Below are 18850 nucleotides of genomic sequence, written 5' to 3' on the forward strand. Positions count from 1 at the left end.
CATCTTTAAGTGAGTAAATACTAACTTGTTCAACAAACGGATTATACAACCATATACTTTCACCATCAGAAACAATTAACTGTTCGTCTGGTGACACGGTTTCCCAGCGAAATTGATTGGGACGCTGCAAATTGCATCAAGCCCTGTGCAGTCGAAAGGTTATCTCCTTCAGCCGACGTCACTATTTGAGTAAAGTCAGCACTGAATGGCTTTAACTGAGCAAGTTGGTCTTGTAATTCTTGTTTTACGCTTTGCGCGTTCGTTAGCATAGACGCCGTCATTAATACTGCGGTTACTAAGATTTTTTTTAATGACATTTTATTTCTCATCCATTAATCCTTTGGTGGCGGTGGTGCCAGTACTTCTCGATTACCATTATTCCCTGGAGAACTGACGATACCTTGCACTTCCATCTCTTCGACAATACGGGCGGCACGGTTATAACCGATTTTGAATTTACGTTGTACGCCTGATACGGAACCTCGACGCGTTTGTGTTACATGGTATACCGCTTGATCAAATAACTCATCCACATCGGATGAACCTTCAGCGACTTCACCCGGTAGTAAGGTATCAGCCGTCTCTTCACCATTTAAAATTTCATCAATATAATTCGGTGCACCACGTAGTTTCCAATCTGCTACCACACGGTGTACTTCATGGTCATCGACAAAGGCACCATGAACACGGATTGGTACACTGCTACCCGCTGGCTGATACAACATATCACCCATCCCTAATAGTGTCTCTGCACCGCCTTGATCAAGAATGGTACGTGAGTCAATCTTACTTGATACTTGGAACGCAATACGGCTTGGGATATTCGCTTTAATTAAACCGGTGATCACATCAACAGAAGGACGTTGAGTGGCTAAGATTAAATGGATACCAGCGGCACGGGCTTTTTGGGCAATACGTGCAATTAACTCTTCAACTTTTTTACCGACAATCATCATCATGTCGGCAAACTCATCGACAATAACCACAATCGAAGGCAGTTTAATCAACGCTGGCGCGGTCTCGTCCATGCTATCGCCCGGTTTCCATAATGGGTCGAGTATTGGCTGACCAGCATCAATCGCTTGTTGTATTTTAGTATTAAAGCCAGCCAGGTTACGCACACCAACAGCTGACAATAATTTATAACGTCTTTCCATCTCACCCACACACCAGCGCAGCGAATTTGCGGCATCTTTCATGTCGGTAACAACTTCGGTTAATAAATGTGGGATACCTTCATACACCGAAAGTTCCAACATTTTTGGATCAATCATGATCATACGCACTTCTTCTGGCGATGCTTTGTACAGCAAACTCATGATCATCACGTTCACACCCACCGATTTACCCGAGCCAGTGGTACCCGCAACCAGGAGATGCGGCATTTTAGCTAAATCGACCACCACGGCATCACCCGCAATATCATGACCTAACACCACGGATGTTTTTGACTTGGCGTTAATAAATGATGGGCTAGACATCACATCAGATAGATAAACGGTTTCTCTATACTTGTTCGGCAGTTCCAGACCAATAACCGATTTACCCGGGATCACTTCCACAATACGCACGCTCATCGCTGATAATGAACGGGCTAAATCTTTCGATAATGCCGAGATCTTGCTAACTTTAATACCTGGCGCTAAATCTAATTCGAAACGGGTAATAACGGGCCCTGGATGCACATCGACCACTTTCGCTTTAATATTAAATTCTAATAATTTCTCTTCTACTAAGCGCGCGACATGATCAAGCTCGGCTTGCGATATCGGATTGGCTTTTTTATTGGGTTTGTCTAATAACTCTAATCCCGGTAGTAAAGTAACTGGTTTTTCTTTAAATTGCAGAGAATTAGTTGATACGACTTGATCACCAACAATTTCAAAACCATTATCAGTGCCGTTATTATTAATCTGGAATACTGGCGCCAATGCTGGTTCTATCTGGTCTAACTCTAATTGGTGCTCAACAATAATCGCTTCGTCAGCGCTGTCGTTATCAACATTCTGTCGATTAACGTTATCGGCGGCAATCATATTATCACGAGTAAATTGATCATCATTAGGCTCAACATCTGAACCGTCAAATGCTGATATTGATGGTTCTTGTCGGGCAGCAGTAAATGACATATCCGTGACGTCATCAAATTCATCTACTGGTTGTAGCGTTATTGGCGTCTCAGCTATTTTCGACACGCTCAGGTCATCGTGTTCCGTATCAACTACGGTTTCATTAACCACGACTGGCGCTTGTCGATTTCTTAATTTGGTCACTTTATCAACGCTATATTGGCAAACATTAATCACCCCAGCACCAAGCATATCAACGATTGTTAACCAAGATATACCCGTTAACAACGTAAAACCAATCGCGACAAAACTCAGTAAAATAAGCGTTGAACCTAATACCCCAAATAGCTCACTGATTGCCTGTTCAACGACATCGCCAATTAACCCCCCCGATGAAAAATAATACAGATCATCAAAGTTAACGGATGCTAATCCACACACACCGATAAGTAATAATAATGCGCCGATCATACGCAGGCCAACGGTAAAAAAGTCTATTTCATCAAGCTGTCTTGGACGCCAAAATATAAACCAGGCGAATGACACAAATGCCAGTGGTATTGCATACGCATAAAGACCAAAGGTAAAAAGCAGCACATCCCCGATCCAGGCACCGAATGAACCGGCGGCATTTTTAACGGGGCCTTCCCAACTGGTTTGCGACCATGATGGATCGGCAGGATCAAAGCTCACTAATGCGACCATGGCATAACAAGCAATAAAGGTAGACAGTATAAATCCAACTTCAAAAACACGCTGGATGCCAGATAATGGCGCAAGATATTTGGATGGAATAGCTAAATTAAATTTGTTCATCTTGATTTATGACTCTTGAAGGCGACGATGTTACGTTATCTACTGTACCCAAGCGACGTCAAGATGCACAATCAGCAAACCGAATGAAGGTAACTTGGGTATATGAGCTATCAACTTTAATTAAATGCTAGAAACAAAACAAGCGGCAATATGCCGCTTGTTGATTATTTATCACTTTATTTGCGTTAATCTAGGATTACGCTAAAAGATTATGTATAAACAGTGAGATTAACGCGTTTTAATAACTAAACGGTTACTTTGTTTAACTTCTTCCATAACAACATATGTACGTGTGTCATTAACACCCGGTAAACGTAATAGCGTTTCACCAAGTAAACGACGATAAGCTGACATATCAGATACACGTGTTTTTAATAAATAATCGAAATCGCCAGATACTAAATGACATTCTTGAATTTCTTCAAGTTCTTGAACAGCTTTGTTGAATTGCTCGAACACATCAGCAGCACCACGATTTAAGGTGATTTCAACAAAAACAAGCAATGAAGCATCCAGAAATTGTGGATTTAGAATTGCGGTATAACCTAAAATATATCCTTGGCGTTCTAAGCGACGTACGCGCTCTAAACATGGCGTAGGACTCAAGCCTACACGTTTCGACAACTCTACATTGGAAATTCGGCCGTCTTTTTGTAATTCATTAAGAATATTACGGTCGATTCGATCTAGTTCCTTCATTGGTCGAGTTTTTACTTCCATCATTATTGTTTCCACCCTTTTACATCCCAGTAAAACTTAATTTTTCAAATAATCCATTCATTTGAATACGCCATAGTTAGAACCAACTTAAAGTGCTAGCTAAATTCTAACCAAGATTATAATAGCCTACAATAATTCAATTTACGAGGCTTATGTTACGTTTCCCACTGTATAGAGAAACATAATATTCACAAAGACGCTACCTGCATAACAATAGGCTAACATCGATGTTTTATGTAACAACTAGCGAAATAGACGTTTCGTTGGTATAAATAGACATTAACAGAACATTAATTCCATTGAAAGGGTGGATATGCAAAATATATAGCTGAATCGCGGTTTTAACTATTTTTGCATTATTATGCATTTTAAAAAAATATTTTTACTCTACTATTTACCCCGCGCCACAAAGTTTTTACAATTGACCACAATTATTGGTATTAAGGAATCGTAATGAGTAATACAAAACACTGCCGTCTACTTATATTAGGCTCAGGTCCAGCAGGATACACCGCAGCAGTTTATGCTGCTCGTGCTAATCTAAACCCAGTATTAATCACAGGTATACAGCAAGGTGGTCAATTAACAACGACAACTGAAGTTGAAAACTGGCCGGGTGATGCAGAAGGGCTAACGGGTCCTGCACTAATGGATCGTATGAAAGCGCACGCAGAGCGTTTTGAAACTGAGATCATTTTTGATCATATCAACGATGTTGATTTATCAGTACGCCCATTTAAGTTAAAAGGTAACGATGTTGAATACACATGTGATGCATTAATCATTTGTACTGGCGCATCAGCAAAATACCTTGGTCTACCTTCAGAAGAAGCATTCAAAGGCCGTGGTGTATCAGCATGTGCAACCTGTGATGGTTTCTTCTATCGTAACCAAAAAGTAGCGGTTGTTGGTGGTGGTAATACTGCGGTTGAAGAAGCGCTTTACCTATCAAACATCGCCTCTGAAGTACATTTAATTCACCGCCGTGAAGAATTCCGTAGTGAGAAGATCTTAACTAAACGCTTACAAGAAAAAGTAGCGAACGGTAATATTACATTACACCTAAACAAAACACTTGATGAAGTATTAGGTGATGACATGGGCGTAACAGGTGTTCGCATACGTGATACACGTACTGACGAAGCAACTGAATTTGATGTGATGGGTACCTTTATTGCGATTGGCCACCAGCCAAACACGGATTTATTCATCGATCAATTAACCATGAAAGATGGCTACTTGAAAGTAAATTCAGGCACAGAAGGCTTCGCAACGCAAACCACTATCCCAGGTGTATTTGCTGCAGGCGACGTCTCTGACCACATTTATCGTCAAGCAATTACCTCAGCTGGAACAGGCTGTATGGCTGCATTAGATGCAGAACGTTTTCTTGATGGATTAAGCGATTAATCCGTTTATTCTGCTAAGGTGATACCCTAGGTATCACCTTTTTCAAGGCACTTTTTTCAAAACCTAACCTTTTTCAAGACCTCACCTATATGCCAATCTATTTACCAGAACTGAATCACGACTTAAGTTACTTCCCAGCAGTTAATACTGCGTTAGCTGAGCCCGATGGTTTACTTGCTATGGGTGGCGATCTCAATCCAGAACGGCTTGTATATGCTTATCGGCAAGGTATTTTCCCTTGGTTTGAAGACGGTCAGCCTATTCTATGGTGGTCACCAAGTCAGCGCATGGTATTAGCACCCGGTAAGATGCATATATCACGTAGCTTACGTAAGTCTTTGCGTCGTCAAAACTTTACCTTTTCGATCAATAATGCATTTGCAGAGGTAATTGAATCTTGCGCAGAACCACGTGGTTATTCGAGTGATACTTGGATCACTGATACCATGCAAGATGCGTATTTACAACTGCATGAAATGGGCTTCGCACACTCTATTGAAGTATGGCAAGAGGGGCAACTCGTCGGCGGATTATATGGCTTGTATATTGGCGATATCTTCTGTGGTGAATCTATGTTTCATACCGTCACTGATGCCTCTAAAATCGCCTTTATCGCGCTGCAACAACATCTGTTGAGTATTGGCTGTAAATTGATTGATTGCCAATTACATAATGAACACCTCGCATCACTAGGCGCAATTGAAATTAGCCGCGACACTTTCATCAACCAACTCAACAGTCAAAACACGACAGTCCAACAACAGCTATGGCAGCCTCAAACGCTTGTATTAGACTTACTTGTATTAAACTTAATAGATAAGACTAAGGCCAATACATAGGAATCACAATATGATTAAAGTCGCCTTAACACCACCCGCGCCTTGCAGCTACCTAAATGATCAACAAGAGCAAATCCTCGTTGTTCAAGATGAAGAATTACATAATCAAGCCGGTTATGAAGTTTTACTGCTTAACGGTTTTCGTCGCAGTGGTAATGATGTCTATCGACCACACTGCCAAACTTGCCAAGCATGTCAATCAATCCGCATTGATAGTCAGCTATTTAAGCCAAGCAAAAGCCAGAAACGTTTACTCAACAAAAATAAGCACATTGAAATGCGGGTTAGCCACCAGCCACAATCAGATTATTATCCATTATACGAGCGTTACATAAATATCCTGCACAGTGATGGCGCTATGTATCCGGCCAGTCAGTCTCAGTATGATGGTTTTATTACTAGCGCTTGGTTAACGCCAACGTTTCTCGAGTTTTACCTTGATGACGTCCTCGTCGCGGTAGCTGTCACCGATGTAATGACCGATAGCATGAGTGCCATGTATTGCTTTTATGACCCTAAGTTCCTGACGCACTCCTTAGGTACCTATGCAATTTTACAACAACTAATTTTAGCAAAGAACACTGGAAAGCAATGGCTGTATTTAGGCTATCAAGTAGATCAATGTAGCAAGATGAATTACAAGGTTAACTTTAACCCACATCAGCGCTTAATCGCAGGAAAGTGGCAGGGCTAATACCGCCGAAGAGTCAATAATAAAGCGTTTTAAAAATAAAACGTAAATAACTTACCTATAATATATACAGGCCAGTGTAAATCTGGCATCATCTTGCGGTCAAATATAGCTATTATAATTAAATTTTAAGAGGACTCATGGCAAAAGAAGACAGCATTGAACTACAAGGTACAGTTCTAGATACACTTCCTAACACAATGTTTCGTGTTGAATTAGAAAACGGCCACGTTGTTACTGCGCATATTTCTGGTAAAATGCGTAAAAACTACATTCGAATTCTTACTGGTGATAAAGTAACTGTAGCACTAACACCTTACGATTTATCTAAAGGTCGTATCGTCTTCCGTGCCCGTTAATCACGAGCCTCTAAAAAAACCAGCGTAAGGCTGGTTTTTTTAGGTCAGTCATTTACTGCATTTTAAACAACCGAAACTACTCTATAAACCCTCAATTTCAGACTGCCTACAACTCGGTTTTCTATCAGTCCACAGCCCAATACCTTGATTAAAAGTCTTTATAGATCATTCAACATCAACGCGTAAAATCTCTTCTTCCTGCGCTGCTTTTTTCTCTCTGAATTGTTGCTTTAACACTGATTTTTTAAGCATGGCGATTTCACCATCAGTACCAATTGTAAAATGTTCCGGTTCGGTATTGAATCGTGACTGATACAGCATCACAGCTTGCAGTGAGCTATCTTTTTGTGCTGGCGTCAATACCACACCACTTTCCCATTTACCGAGCTCTACAGCCGTTTTAAGCTTTTCATATACTTCTGGTGTTATGCTTTCAAGTAACTTATCAACTGACATCTTTACGTCCTTGGTTAATGCTCAGGGGCATCCCCTGCTAAATTATAATATATACAGCCACCCTACTATAAATACGTATCAATTTAAACTACAACAGCACTCAGGCCTATTGCTCGTTTACCTAAATATGCTCGGTTTGCTACAAACAAAAAAGGAAGCCAATTGGCTTCCTTAATAACACTGTCTTAATCGATAGTCTTCATCTTAATACACAGTTTGCTTATGCAAATTCGTGCATGTTGATACCAGCCATTTTTTGCATTACGCGCAATACTTGGCAGCTATAACCAAACTCATTATCATACCAAACGTATAATATAGCGCGGTTACCTTGAGCTATCGTTGCTAATGAATCAACAATACCAGAGAAACGGCTACCAACCATGTCGGTTGATACTAATTCTTTAGATGTACTGAAATCAATTTGATTGTGTAATGGCGAACTTAACGACATTTCTTGTAAGTAGCTGTTTAGAGATTCTCTTTCAACTTCTTTCTCAAGGTTTAAGTTAATGATTGCCATTGATACATTCGGCGTTGGTACACGGATTGCGTTACCAGTCAGCTTACCTTTTAGTTCAGGTAGTGCTTTTGCTACAGCCGATGCTGCGCCTGTTGACGTTAATACCATGTTCATTGCAGCGCCACGGCCACGACGATCACCTTTATGGTAGTTATCAATCAAGTTTTGATCATTGGTATATGAATGCACAGTTTCAACGTGACCGTTCTCAATACCATATCTATCTTGGATTGTTTTCAGTACCGGTGTGATTGCATTCGTGGTACAGCTTGCTGCCGATACAATGTTATCTTCAGGTAAAATATCCATATGGTTAACACCATAAACAATATTTTTAATGTCGCCTTTACCCGGTGCTGTTAATAATACTTTTGCAGCGCCAGGTGCTTTTAAATGCAGACCCAGGCCGTCAGTATCACGCCAGATACCCGTATTATCTACTATTAGTGCATTGTGAATACCGTGTGCTTCATAATCGATTTGATCGGGACCATTTGAATAAAGGATCTTGATGTAAGTACCGTTGGCAATGATTGCATTATTTTCTTCATCAATATCAATCGTGCCATTAAACTGGCCATGTACCGAGTCACGACGTAATAAAGAAGCACGCTTCTCGATATCGCCAGGACCACCACGTACAACAATCGCACGTAAACGTAATAAGTTGCTCTCACCTGTTTTATCAACAAGTAAACGCGCAAGTAAACGACCAATACGGCCAAAACCGTATAATACTACGTCACGAGGTTCAGGCTGAGTATCGTTATTTAATGCCGGTGCTAATTCAGCACGTAAGAATGCGTCGATACCAGTAGAATCTTCATTATCAGCCCAATAGCGTACAGCCAAACGACCGATATCAATTTGAGAATTGCTAATTGGTAGTTCACTGATAATTTGCAGTAATGGGAAAGTTTCAGTGAAACGTAAAACACGACCTTCATGACGTTTAACTACGCGGTGTGCTTTTTGGAGATCGATTGCTGTTGCATTTTGTAATGGGCGACCGTAAATTAATACTTCAACGCCCTTATTACGGTATAGCTTTCCTAACAACGGTAGCATAGATTCTGCGAGTTCTTGGCTCTCTTGCCAGTTCAACAAATGACTTTCAGATGGCATCTTTTTTCCTTTTAATCACAACTACATGTAAGAAACATTAAAACAACAGTCATATAACTATCGACTGACATTTAATCAATTTGATAGCGTAATCATACAAAAATAACCATTAACTTACCAATTAATCATGTGAATTAGGTCTTTTTTTACTTTTCAGCTTTCATTCAAAACACAAATATTTAACAATGAAATAGGAACGGCTTTACTTTTTCCGCTTGTTCACTTTGTAACCTAGCTGATTACGGAGGCGTTGAGCCCCTTAACTAATTTAAATCACTCATTAGACAGTATGAGTTAATTTATGGTAGGGTTTCGCCATCACCTACTTTATTGTTAGTTTTATGCATCGTTTACGCTCTATTAGTCGTTTAATTCCGGCGATTATTATTACTGGTTTATTAACATCATGTAGCGACCCTCATGATGCTGTAACGATATGTGAAAACGATGGCGCTGTTTGCGCCGATTTAAATACCGATGAATGGTGTCAGACAGAAAGAAATGACCTCATCATCAGCCGTTTTGATGCGAATAAAAATGCCAGCGAACAAGAAAAATACGCGTTATTAACGGCGCTTAGCGATTACCAAGAATGTATCAAGATAGCCGCGCTAATCGAGCCAAGAAAATATCCGGAATTAAAAGCCCAGCGCGTATCAGCAATGTTAAGTACCTATGATGACCTTATCGCATTAGAAAAACAGACGCGCAGTAGTAATAACCCCTATATACTCAATTATCATTGGGTATCGCATAATAACGAAGATGCAAAACAACGCTTTATAGCCTTGTCCAAACAGCAACGCTTCGATGATCCCGCGTTGTATTTTGCTATTGCTAACATTTATGGCCACAATACCGACAAAGCTATCGCTAATTTGTTGAAAGGTATTGCTCTACTTGACGATAATGCGCAATTTAACAGCTCTCAATTAGGTCACGCTCAATTAGACAACTCTCGATTAGACAATAGCGCCATGACCACCAAACTGCTATATGCCATTATCACGGCATACATGCATAAAAGAAATTACCAACTGGCTTATCTCTGGTCACAGGTGGCGCTAATCTCCGACATTAAAAATATAAACCTAAGTATTTTTAATAAGCATAAAATAACGACAAGCGAACAGCGTCGTTTAGATAAGCTAGCAGCAAGAGTTGCAGAGCAAATAGAAGATAAGAAGTTTACTGCTAAAAGCTATGAATATACGCTGTCAGCAGTCGGGCTTTAACCTGGCAATTAAAACCCGTTTATAATCACGATTAAGACAGTGATAATTGCTGAACACCGCGAGCATCAAAGTAAGCCATTAGCTCTGCTGGTAGTTCATCATCCGCTTGATAATAACAAGCACAAGCATGACGCTCACAGCTCAATAGAATAATACTGAGCAATTCATTGAATTCATGATTCTGCCAAATTCCAGCATCCCCCATCGTTAACCACTGCTGCATGATAGATAGCGGTTGGTTAAGCACTAATCCTGTCGATTGCATCGCAGTAAAATCTATCAGAGCTCGAAATGCCGCATAATTATCTTGGCGTAACTTGTAGCTGTTAATGCCTTTGGCAACGATACCGTCGGTATTTTCTAATAGACAATGCGCTAACTGATAGTCTGCTAATAACCAAGCCGTAAATGAATCTTCATTGGCAGTGCCACTAGCAAAATCAACATTACGTAATAATGTGTCTGTAGGCTGGGCATTATTCGCAGTCACTACTAACCATAAATAAAACGCATAACGATCACAGTTCGCATCTTGCCACTCGACTGTTTGCGTTTCTGCTCGCGTCGCTGTCACACCATCAGCAGCATAAGCCGTTAAATATTGTGCTAAATGCAGTTGATACAGAGCCGCTGTTGCCGTAATACTGCTCAGCGTTAAGGCAAATTCATCTTGCTCTTTTTCAGTATTAAACTGCTGCTGTAATTGTGTAAGTCGCGCAGATAAAGCAAGTGCGTCGGTCTTATCAATGGCCACAGTAGACAAGCTAGACTGCGCGTGAGTCAATAATTGACTAAGCACCACATCTGTTGTCGGTAATGCAGTAACCGTTGTTGGCTTAATTGCATTTGTAGGCGTTAAAACCGACGGCGGATTAAATATCCAGCTTTCACCCAGCGGTTCTTCACTGCCTTGATCCAAAATAACCAATTGATAAGCGCCAACAGCAAGCGGCTGTTCTAAACTTATCTGGTAACTTTGCATTTCCATATCGTGTAAATGATAAATACCATTTAACGACCATTCGATTGGCGTAAACTCACCTGTTTCAATAACAGCTTGATTCAATCTTACTTCCCAAATTAAATCTTCAGTCACGAATTCGATAGGTAAATGCAGATCAAATTGGATCATTTCAGATTGATCTGTAATGATCACAGGAGGCAATGCACGTAACCAAAATTGCTTAATCTCTTCTTCTAATTTTACGTCTAATTCATCGGTAAAACCAAAATCAGCCAATGCTTGAGTAATTAACGTTGTTGGTAACGCTTGCTCATCGCCATTGGCATTTAATTCTGTACAGCTAAGACCAAGCATTTGACCAAATTGCAGAATATGTTGTGCTGTCATTTGACACCTTAAATAGTGAACCTAGCGCTATTATACCCAATCAATATCAAGATGCGAGATCACGTGGTATCACAATAAGATTGTTTCATGGTTTTTTACACGTTGTCGATACTCCACTCTTGTCTATACTCCACTAAAGCGAATATTTGTAGTATTCAAACAAATGCAGCTTGATTTAATTTCCGATTTTAAAAATTCGATATAAATAAGACACTTAGTCAGAACCTTAACCGTATTCAAATGAAACCAAATAAGGTTAAAGGGAAATAATCATGCCAATAAAGCAACTGATCATCTCAATTTGTGATCTAGATTATTTATTTTATGTAATAAATAGAACAAAAAAACATGCCAAATTGACCTAAATCAGTTAATTTTCGTAAATTTGCAACATTTTGTGATTCAACGCATACATTTTGGTATTTATTCTTGTCTTTTTATCAAAATCTTGTAAATTTACAACCAAGCAAGATTATTAATTCAAACTTACATTTAATTTAATGGATACAAGTTATGACAATTAAAGTAGCAATCAATGGTTATGGTCGAATCGGCAGAAACGTACTTCGTGCATTCTACGAAGGTGGTAAAGAGCAAGATCTAGAAATCGTTGCAATCAACGACCTAGGTGATTCAAGAATTAATGCTCACCTAACTAAATATGATACTGCACATGGTCGTTTCCCTGGTACTGTTGATTTTGATGCTGAAGCACTAATCATCAACGGCGATCGCATCCTAACGTTCTCAGAGCGTAATCCAAAAGATCTACCTTGGGGTGAATTAGGTGTTGATGTAGTACTTGAATGTACTGGTATTTTCACAAGTAAAGAAGCTTGTCAAGCTCACTTAGATGGCGGCGCTAAAAAAGTACTAATCTCTGCTCCTGGTAAAAACGTTGACGCAACAATCGTTTACGGTGTTAACCACGACATAATCACTGCTGATATGACAGTTGTTTCAAACGCATCTTGTACTACTAACTGTCTAGCACCAATTGCTAAACTATTAAATGACTCTGTTGGTATCGTTAACGGCATGATGACTACTATCCATGCTTACACAAATGACCAACGTCTATCTGATGTATATCATACAGATCTATATCGTGCTCGTGCTGCGGCAATGAACATGATCCCAACAAGCACTGGTGCTGCTGCTGCTGTTGGTCTAGTAGTTCCTGAACTACAAGGCAAATTCCAAGGTATGGCGGTACGTGTACCAACTATCAACGTATCTCTTGTTGACCTTACTTTCGAAGCTGGTCGTGATACGACTCCAGAAGAAATCAACCAAATCATCACTGATGCAGTAGCTGCGGATCCAATCCTAGCGCGTGCACTAGCTGTGAACAACGAACCACTAGTTTCTATCGACTTCAACCATGATGCACACACATCTAACTTTGATGCGACACAAACTAAAGTTCAAGGCAAACTAGTTAAAGTTATGTCTTGGTACGACAATGAGTGGGGCTTCTCTAACCGTATGTTAGATAACGCTGTTCTACTTATGAGCGCTAAATAATCAAACTTGATTAATAATTCAAAGTTAATTGAATTATAATGTAAAGGCGGCCAATAGGTCGCCTTTTCTATGTTGGGGACTTTATGTCATATCGCAATACAATCACGGATCAAATTAAGTTAACTGAGCACATTAACTTAGTCACCAGTAATGGTCTCAAATACCTTCATATTGTCCACCCTAAAGCAGATGCCCGTATCAGCTTATTTGGCGCGCATCTGCTTAGCTTCACACCTGCAAACGCAGCGCCTGTTATATGGATGAGTGAGAGTGCTATTTTTAATGGTGTAAAAGCGATCCGCGGTGGTGTACCAATCTGCTGGCCTTGGTTTGGTCCTGCAAAGCAGAGCCCGACTGTACAGCCCCTAGCACAAACTAAAGATTTCCCAGCTCACGGTTTTGCCCGAAACAACCATTGGCAATTACTCGATAGCCACAGTGACGACGATACTTGCAAAGTGCGTTTACAGCTAACGCCAAACCCTGAAATGAAACGATTGTGGCCACATGATTTTAATCTTATTGCTGAGTTTATTATCAGCGATACATTAACACTCAATCTCACCACCCTAAATACCGGTAATGCTAGCTTTGATTATGGCGGCGCATTACACAGCTACTTCCAAATTTCACAGCCTGACGCAATCCAAATACATGGCTTAGATAAAAATAATCAAACATCACGTAAACTAGATAGTAATGTCGATATTATTTGTGAAGATCCAGCGGCGACAATTACGTTAGCTGATGAACAGCTGCAGCATAAGATTATTATCGAGAATGAAGGTAATAATGCGATGGTAGTTTGGAACCCTTGGCAAACGGGTGCACAAGCATTTACAGATATGCCAGATGACGGTTATCAAACCATGTTTTGTTTAGAACCGGCTATCATTGGTAAAAAAGCTGTCACAGTAGCACCAGGAGCCAGCCATACACTCACCACAAAATTAAGTGTAGCAGCCCTCTAATAGCAACAATACCAACATGAGCACATAGTCTATTAGCTAAGTGCTCAGCTTAAAACATTCGACATGATGTCACGCCACCATTATCGTTGTGCTAAAGGTATATCGATACTTTCGTCCACCAACGTACGCGCAGCAAAAATTAGGCTATCCACTTGTTGGGAAATACTGTACTTACTCATATCCTGCCCCGTTAACAAACGACCTAGCTCGGCAAGTTGACGACGTAAATGTTGGTCACTAAGCTCTTTTTCTTTATCATGTTGTGATATTTTCGATGCGACAGCATCTTTTATGCCACGAACCTGAGATTGAAAATCCAATGCAGTTAACTCTTCTGTGCCTAAATAGCTATTTAATGAGCTTAAATGATCGCGGTAATTTATCACTACACGTTCCGCCGATGTTTTAATTCTTGATTTAACCCAAACAACTTCTTTAGCAATGCTTTCCGCTTGCTTTATTTGGCGATAACTCGCATTTAACTGTTGTTGGATCACGGTATTATCACGCGGATTTTTTTCAATTAAACGTTCTAAACTGTATAACCCATTTAATGCTTTGTTATAGCTTTCAGGGACAAGTTCCTGATCGAGTAAATTAAACTCAGACGTGGGTAAACGTAATACTTTACGTTTTATCATATCGACTTCAAGGCTATTATAATCGCGTTCTAGTTTGATTTTTTGGTGTTCTAAACCTAAGCCAGTGCCACGACTCTCAATTAACCCAGTAAACTGGGTGGTCGAATCACGCAGTTTATCAAAACGCGCTTCAAAACCATCAACATCGATACTCTGAATAAATTCATCATGATCACGAATGATGGATAGTGACGGTTCAGTAATGAGTTTAGCTTGAAAAGCTTTATTCATGCGTTGAACAAATAACTCTGATTCAGTTTCAATCTCTTCACTGCCCGAATTCGAAAACCAACTACCGCCATTCGGCGTATAGTCTTCATACATACTCAATAACTCTTCGCGTTTTTTAAGGGCTAGCTCAAAATTATTCGGGGCATAATAAGCAAGGTCCTGTTTATTACCTCGTTGATATAATATCTCAACGGCATTCATTGCAGCATTAACAGCATTCATTTCTTCAGATGCAGCTGCAGACATAGTGAAACTATCACCACCGTCGGTAAACTCGGCCAGCGTTACGCAGCCAGAAAATAGACTCGTTACGAGTATAAGACTAGACAGTTTGATCGATAATTTGACTTGTCGTTGCTTTAATAATTGGCGTTTGATTGGTAATGTAGTGAGCATGAACATCATCCTTTTGTTCGAGACATACTTGAATTAACAAGAACAGCATACGCTGCCAATATCAAAATTTGGTGTCTAACGAGGGATGTATGTGACAAGGCGTTATAAAACAGCACTTAGCTCAATATTAAGCAGGAAAGATGTATGAGCAGTATTTTTCACATGTCTAATACTGCCCATACTTAACTATGGTTAAACTAACGCATTCAGTAACGCTTTAATTGGGTGGTTAAGTCGTACTTTCTCCATGCGCTTCACCTGACTACGACAAGAATAACCGGTTGCCAAACAACGCGAAGCATCACGCTGTGATAACGCATGTTTCCAGCTTTGACCATAGATAGATTTTGATGCTGTCACATGCTTAGCATCATGACCATAACTTCCCGCCATACCACAACAACCCGTTGCCACTGTTTCTAACGCTAAGCCGAAGCCGTTAAATACCTGTTGCCACTCTTGTTCTGCCGTTGGCTTATTGGTCTTTTCAGTACAATGGGCGAACAGGTAATAGGGTTCTGCTTTAGCATCTTGCCCATTACTCGCTTGACTGTTAATCGCCTCACCCAAATGTACTTGCGCACTCTCTGTTAACAACCATTCTTGAATAAGCAGGACGCTAAAATCACCGCGTTTATCCGCTAATATTTGGTTATATTCGTCGCGATAACAAAGCACCAACGCCGGTTCAATACCCACCATCGGCATACCCAGATCATGCAAAGCATTCAAAAATTCAGCGGCTGTTTCGGCCGTTTTGGCAAACTTAGCTAAAAAACCTTTCACATGCTGCGGTTTACCATTGGGTTTGAACGGTAAGATCACTGGCTTCAAGCCTAGCTTCTCAATCAGGATGACTAATGTCTGCACTAATTCAGCTTCATAAAAACTAGTAAACGGATCCTGGACAATTAATACGTGTTTCGCTTTATCTTCAACGCTTAAACGCTGTAAAAATGCCAAGTCAAAACTTTGTGCATAATGCCCACGTAACGACTCTGATAAGGTTGGTGTGCTTAATAACGGAATATCCACCATGCCTATCGTAAGTTTGGTTGCAGCTTGCAGCCAATTTTGATTTAACCAGAAATTAAAGAACTTCGGCATCTTTGCCATCATCGGGGTATAACTTTCAGAATAGCCAACCGCAAAATCTTTAATCGGCCGTAAATAACGACTATGGTATTGATCAATAAATCGCGATCTAAACTCTGGCACATCGACTTTAACCGGACACTGGATCGTACATGCTTTACACGCTAAGCAACCTTGCATCGCGTCCATCACTTCATGCGAAAAGTCATAACGGCCGCGCGCTTTATTCCAACTGTTCTTTAAACGGGTGGTAAAAGTAGTTAGCCCCACCTTTTGTATCGTTAATTGTTGACCCAATTCCTGTTCTGTCATCTCATGACAAGACAATTGACGTAACCATTCTCGCATCAGGGCTGCACGCCCTTTTGGCGAATGACGACGATCCCCGGTATGCTTAAATGACGGGCACATCGGACTTTTGGTATCATAGTTAAAACATAAACCATTACCGTTACAATCTATTGGCTGTGGAAAGTCTTCCCTCACCGAAACCGGAATTTGGCGATCAAATGCCCCGCGCTTTTTCGCATCCACAGACACGAGTTTGGCATCACTGTTAATTGGCGTACAGATCTTGCCTGGATTTAAGCGGTTATCAGGGTCAAAGGCGGCTTTAATTTTACGTAACTCGGTAAATAGCTCATCACCGAAAAATTCTGGGCCATATTCAGAGCGGAAACCTCTGCCGTGTTCGCCCCACATCAAGCCTTTATATTTAGCTGTTAACGCAACGACTTTGTCAGATATTTCACGTAAAATGACCTCTTGCTGAGGGTCGAGCATATCTAATGCAGGACGCACATGTAGCACCCCCGCATCAACGTGACCAAACATACCGTAATGTAAGTTATAGCTGTCTAACAAGGCTCTGAATTCAACAATATAATCCGCTAAGTGTTCAGGCGGAACCGCAGTATCTTCAGCGAAGGCTAATGGTTTAGCTTGACCTTTGGTTGCACCTAACAGACCAACGGCTTTCTTACGCATGCCGTATATTTTCAATACGTCACTTAATTGATCACAAATCTGATAACCAATCACCCCTGCTTCACCCGCAGCCATTAGGCGGTCAAGCTCAGCAGTTAAATGTGCAATTTTTTGTTGCTGAATCTCACCATCATCTTCGGCAAATTCAACAAAGTTAATACCCTGCATGTCTTTATTCGGCACATCCGTGATCAGTGATTTAACCGAGTGCCAAACAATATCTTGTTTGGCTAAATTCAACACGACTGAATCAACGGTTTCAACCGACAGTGCATTGGCTTCAATTAAAAATGGCGCATTACGCAAGGCCGAATCAAAGCTGTCATATTTCACGTTAACAAGACAACGGTACTTTGGGATTGAGGTTAAATTAAGTTTTGCTTCAGTAATAAACGCTAATGATCCTTCTGAACCACACAGAATTCGCCCTAAATCAAATTCTTGAGTGCTTTTATCATAAAGGTGAACTAAGTCATAACCGGTAAGAAAACGATTTAGGGGTGGAAAGGTATCTGCAATTTTCTGTTGTTTATGGGTAATCGTATCAATCACCTGATCACAAACTTTACCCAGATAATTATTCTGCTGAGCCTGTTCATGCATCAGCTCTGCAGACTGACTTGCCGTCACTAATTCAGTGCCATCCATTAATACTGCCGAAACAGACAGTACATGGTCACTGGTTTTTCCGTATTTTAATGACCCTTGGCCCGACGCATCCGTGCTAATCATGCCACCAATCGTGGCGCGATTACTGGTCGATAAATCAGGTGAGAAAAAGAAACCATAGGGTTTAAGAAATTCGTTGAGTTGATCTTTAACCACACCGGTTTGAACCTGTACCCAGCCTTCTTCCACATTGATATCAATGATATTATTCATATGCCGTGACATATCGACAATAATACCGTCAGTCAGTGATTGGCCATTGGTACCCGTCCCGCCACCACGCGGTGAAAAGGTAATGGTTTTAAATTCAGCCTGTAATGACAATTCTGCCATTATGACTAAATCTTGGTGTTGACGTGGCAGTACAACCGCTTGCGGTAATAACTGATAAATACTGTTATCTGTCGCCACCGCTAATCGGCTAGCATATGATTTTTCAATATCCCCACTAAATTCACTTTTTTCTAAGGCACTCAAAAAAGCGAGGTATTCTGATTTTACTGCATCCTGATAACTTAATTCGGGGATCATCATCCATTCCCTTGTGACAATTTTCAACTAATACAAATTTTTAATTAAGAATATTGTAACATGAGTGCTTAAATTCATCGCCTATAGATAAAGGCTAAATTGATCTCAGTTATAACCACACACCGTTTTAGGACGTTATCCTATATAAACAACGTGTAAGCATTAACCTAAAATTAACGAATTTAATAGTAATATGCGCCTTACGTAA

Annotated in this window: 16 protein-coding genes; 7 read left to right on the plus strand and 9 right to left on the minus strand. The window is 40.4% G+C overall.

Annotated elements, in window-relative coordinates:
* The 4 genes from PE36_RS24755 to lrp all read right to left on the minus strand — a co-directional run.
* The coding region (locus PE36_RS24755) for an outer-membrane lipoprotein carrier protein LolA (RefSeq protein WP_006032596.1) at positions 1 to 97 on the minus strand (97 nt) is incomplete at its 3' end.
* Entirely contained in the window at positions 66 to 329 is a 264-nt protein-coding gene (locus PE36_RS13480) for a hypothetical protein (RefSeq protein ID WP_232286586.1), read from the minus strand. The genes PE36_RS24755 and PE36_RS13480, both read right to left, overlap by 32 nt.
* A gap of 3 nt (positions 330 to 332) precedes the next feature.
* Complete coding sequence (locus PE36_RS13485; RefSeq protein ID WP_006032598.1) at positions 333 to 2885, minus strand: DNA translocase FtsK; 2553 nt, start codon at positions 2883 to 2885, stop codon at positions 333 to 335.
* A gap of 228 nt (positions 2886 to 3113) precedes the next feature.
* Entirely contained in the window at positions 3114 to 3608 is a 495-nt protein-coding gene (gene lrp / locus PE36_RS13490; RefSeq protein ID WP_043994525.1) for a leucine-responsive transcriptional regulator Lrp, read from the minus strand.
* A 450-nt stretch (positions 3609 to 4058) separates the two neighbouring features.
* On the opposite strand from lrp, the gene trxB reads away from it, so the two are divergent.
* The 4 genes from trxB (at position 4059) to infA (ending at position 6904) form a co-directional block, all read left to right on the plus strand.
* Positions 4059 to 5015, plus strand: a complete 957-nt coding sequence (gene trxB, locus PE36_RS13495) for a thioredoxin-disulfide reductase (protein WP_006032600.1) — start codon at positions 4059 to 4061, stop codon at positions 5013 to 5015.
* Positions 5016 to 5104: 89 nt separating this feature from the next.
* A complete protein-coding gene (gene aat, locus PE36_RS13500) occupies positions 5105 to 5854 on the plus strand; it encodes a leucyl/phenylalanyl-tRNA--protein transferase (protein WP_006032601.1) in 750 nt (249 codons plus the stop codon).
* A gap of 10 nt (positions 5855 to 5864) precedes the next feature.
* Positions 5865 to 6548, plus strand: coding sequence for an arginyltransferase (locus tag PE36_RS13505; protein WP_006032602.1), 684 nt, complete (start codon positions 5865 to 5867; stop codon positions 6546 to 6548).
* Between the two features lie 137 nt (positions 6549 to 6685).
* Positions 6686 to 6904, plus strand: a complete 219-nt coding sequence (gene infA / locus PE36_RS13510; protein WP_006032603.1) for a translation initiation factor IF-1 — start codon at positions 6686 to 6688, stop codon at positions 6902 to 6904.
* A 165-nt stretch (positions 6905 to 7069) separates the two neighbouring features.
* Here the strand turns inward: infA and PE36_RS13515 are convergent, their stop codons facing one another.
* Positions 7070 to 7360, minus strand: coding sequence for a YeaC family protein (locus PE36_RS13515; RefSeq protein ID WP_006032604.1), 291 nt, complete (start codon positions 7358 to 7360; stop codon positions 7070 to 7072).
* A gap of 220 nt (positions 7361 to 7580) precedes the next feature.
* On the minus strand, positions 7581 to 9008 hold the full coding sequence (locus PE36_RS13520; RefSeq protein WP_006032605.1) for a glyceraldehyde-3-phosphate dehydrogenase: 1428 nt from the start codon (positions 9006 to 9008) through the stop codon (positions 7581 to 7583).
* Positions 9009 to 9349: 341 nt separating this feature from the next.
* Here PE36_RS13520 and PE36_RS13525 point away from each other — a divergent pair, with 341 nt between their 5' ends.
* A complete protein-coding gene (locus PE36_RS13525) occupies positions 9350 to 10243 on the plus strand; it encodes a DUF2989 domain-containing protein (protein ID WP_006032606.1) in 894 nt (297 codons plus the stop codon).
* Positions 10244 to 10274: 31 nt separating this feature from the next.
* On the opposite strand, the gene PE36_RS13530 is transcribed toward PE36_RS13525, so the two are convergent.
* Complete coding sequence (locus PE36_RS13530) at positions 10275 to 11594, minus strand: hypothetical protein (RefSeq protein ID WP_006032607.1); 1320 nt, start codon at positions 11592 to 11594, stop codon at positions 10275 to 10277.
* A gap of 513 nt (positions 11595 to 12107) precedes the next feature.
* On the opposite strand from PE36_RS13530, the gene gap reads away from it, so the two are divergent.
* Both gap and PE36_RS13540 read left to right on the plus strand, forming a co-directional pair.
* Positions 12108 to 13121 carry a type I glyceraldehyde-3-phosphate dehydrogenase gene (gene gap / locus PE36_RS13535; RefSeq protein ID WP_006032608.1) on the plus strand — a complete coding sequence of 338 codons (1014 nt, stop codon included), beginning with the start codon at positions 12108 to 12110 and terminating at the stop codon, positions 13119 to 13121.
* A gap of 83 nt (positions 13122 to 13204) precedes the next feature.
* Complete coding sequence (locus PE36_RS13540) at positions 13205 to 14092, plus strand: D-hexose-6-phosphate mutarotase (protein WP_006032609.1); 888 nt, start codon at positions 13205 to 13207, stop codon at positions 14090 to 14092.
* Between the two features lie 80 nt (positions 14093 to 14172).
* Here the strand turns inward: PE36_RS13540 and PE36_RS13545 are convergent, their stop codons facing one another.
* Both PE36_RS13545 and PE36_RS13550 read right to left on the minus strand, forming a co-directional pair.
* Positions 14173 to 15360: a hypothetical protein gene (locus PE36_RS13545; protein WP_043994526.1), complete on the minus strand. Its 1188-nt coding sequence runs from the start codon at positions 15358 to 15360 to the stop codon at positions 14173 to 14175.
* A 192-nt stretch (positions 15361 to 15552) separates the two neighbouring features.
* Positions 15553 to 18642: an FAD-binding and (Fe-S)-binding domain-containing protein gene (locus tag PE36_RS13550; protein ID WP_043994527.1), complete on the minus strand. Its 3090-nt coding sequence runs from the start codon at positions 18640 to 18642 to the stop codon at positions 15553 to 15555.
* Between the last annotated feature and the right edge of the window lie 208 nt (positions 18643 to 18850).

This window comes from Moritella sp. PE36, assembly GCF_000170855.1.
Taxonomy (GTDB): Bacteria; Pseudomonadota; Gammaproteobacteria; order Enterobacterales; family Moritellaceae; genus Moritella.

Excerpts from the sequence above, each read along its gene's own strand:
- PE36_RS13480 (WP_232286586.1), bottom strand. The coding sequence starts at position 329 with ATGAGAAATAAAATGTCATTAAAAAAAATCTTAGTAACCGCAGTATTA.
- PE36_RS13485 (WP_006032598.1), bottom strand. The coding sequence starts at position 2,885 with ATGAACAAATTTAATTTAGCTATTCCATCCAAATATCTTGCGCCATTA.
- lrp (WP_043994525.1), bottom strand. The coding sequence starts at position 3,608 with ATGATGGAAGTAAAAACTCGACCAATGAAGGAACTAGATCGAATCGAC.
- trxB (WP_006032600.1), top strand. The coding sequence starts at position 4,059 with ATGAGTAATACAAAACACTGCCGTCTACTTATATTAGGCTCAGGTCCA.
- aat (WP_006032601.1), top strand. The coding sequence starts at position 5,105 with ATGCCAATCTATTTACCAGAACTGAATCACGACTTAAGTTACTTCCCA.
- PE36_RS13505 (WP_006032602.1), top strand. The coding sequence starts at position 5,865 with ATGATTAAAGTCGCCTTAACACCACCCGCGCCTTGCAGCTACCTAAAT.
- infA (WP_006032603.1), top strand. The coding sequence starts at position 6,686 with ATGGCAAAAGAAGACAGCATTGAACTACAAGGTACAGTTCTAGATACA.
- PE36_RS13515 (WP_006032604.1), bottom strand. The coding sequence starts at position 7,360 with ATGTCAGTTGATAAGTTACTTGAAAGCATAACACCAGAAGTATATGAA.
- PE36_RS13520 (WP_006032605.1), bottom strand. The coding sequence starts at position 9,008 with ATGCCATCTGAAAGTCATTTGTTGAACTGGCAAGAGAGCCAAGAACTC.
- PE36_RS13525 (WP_006032606.1), top strand. The coding sequence starts at position 9,350 with ATGCATCGTTTACGCTCTATTAGTCGTTTAATTCCGGCGATTATTATT.
- PE36_RS13530 (WP_006032607.1), bottom strand. The coding sequence starts at position 11,594 with ATGACAGCACAACATATTCTGCAATTTGGTCAAATGCTTGGTCTTAGC.
- gap (WP_006032608.1), top strand. The coding sequence starts at position 12,108 with ATGACAATTAAAGTAGCAATCAATGGTTATGGTCGAATCGGCAGAAAC.
- PE36_RS13540 (WP_006032609.1), top strand. The coding sequence starts at position 13,205 with ATGTCATATCGCAATACAATCACGGATCAAATTAAGTTAACTGAGCAC.
- PE36_RS13545 (WP_043994526.1), bottom strand. The coding sequence starts at position 15,360 with ATGCTCACTACATTACCAATCAAACGCCAATTATTAAAGCAACGACAA.
- PE36_RS13550 (WP_043994527.1), bottom strand. The coding sequence starts at position 18,642 with ATGATCCCCGAATTAAGTTATCAGGATGCAGTAAAATCAGAATACCTC.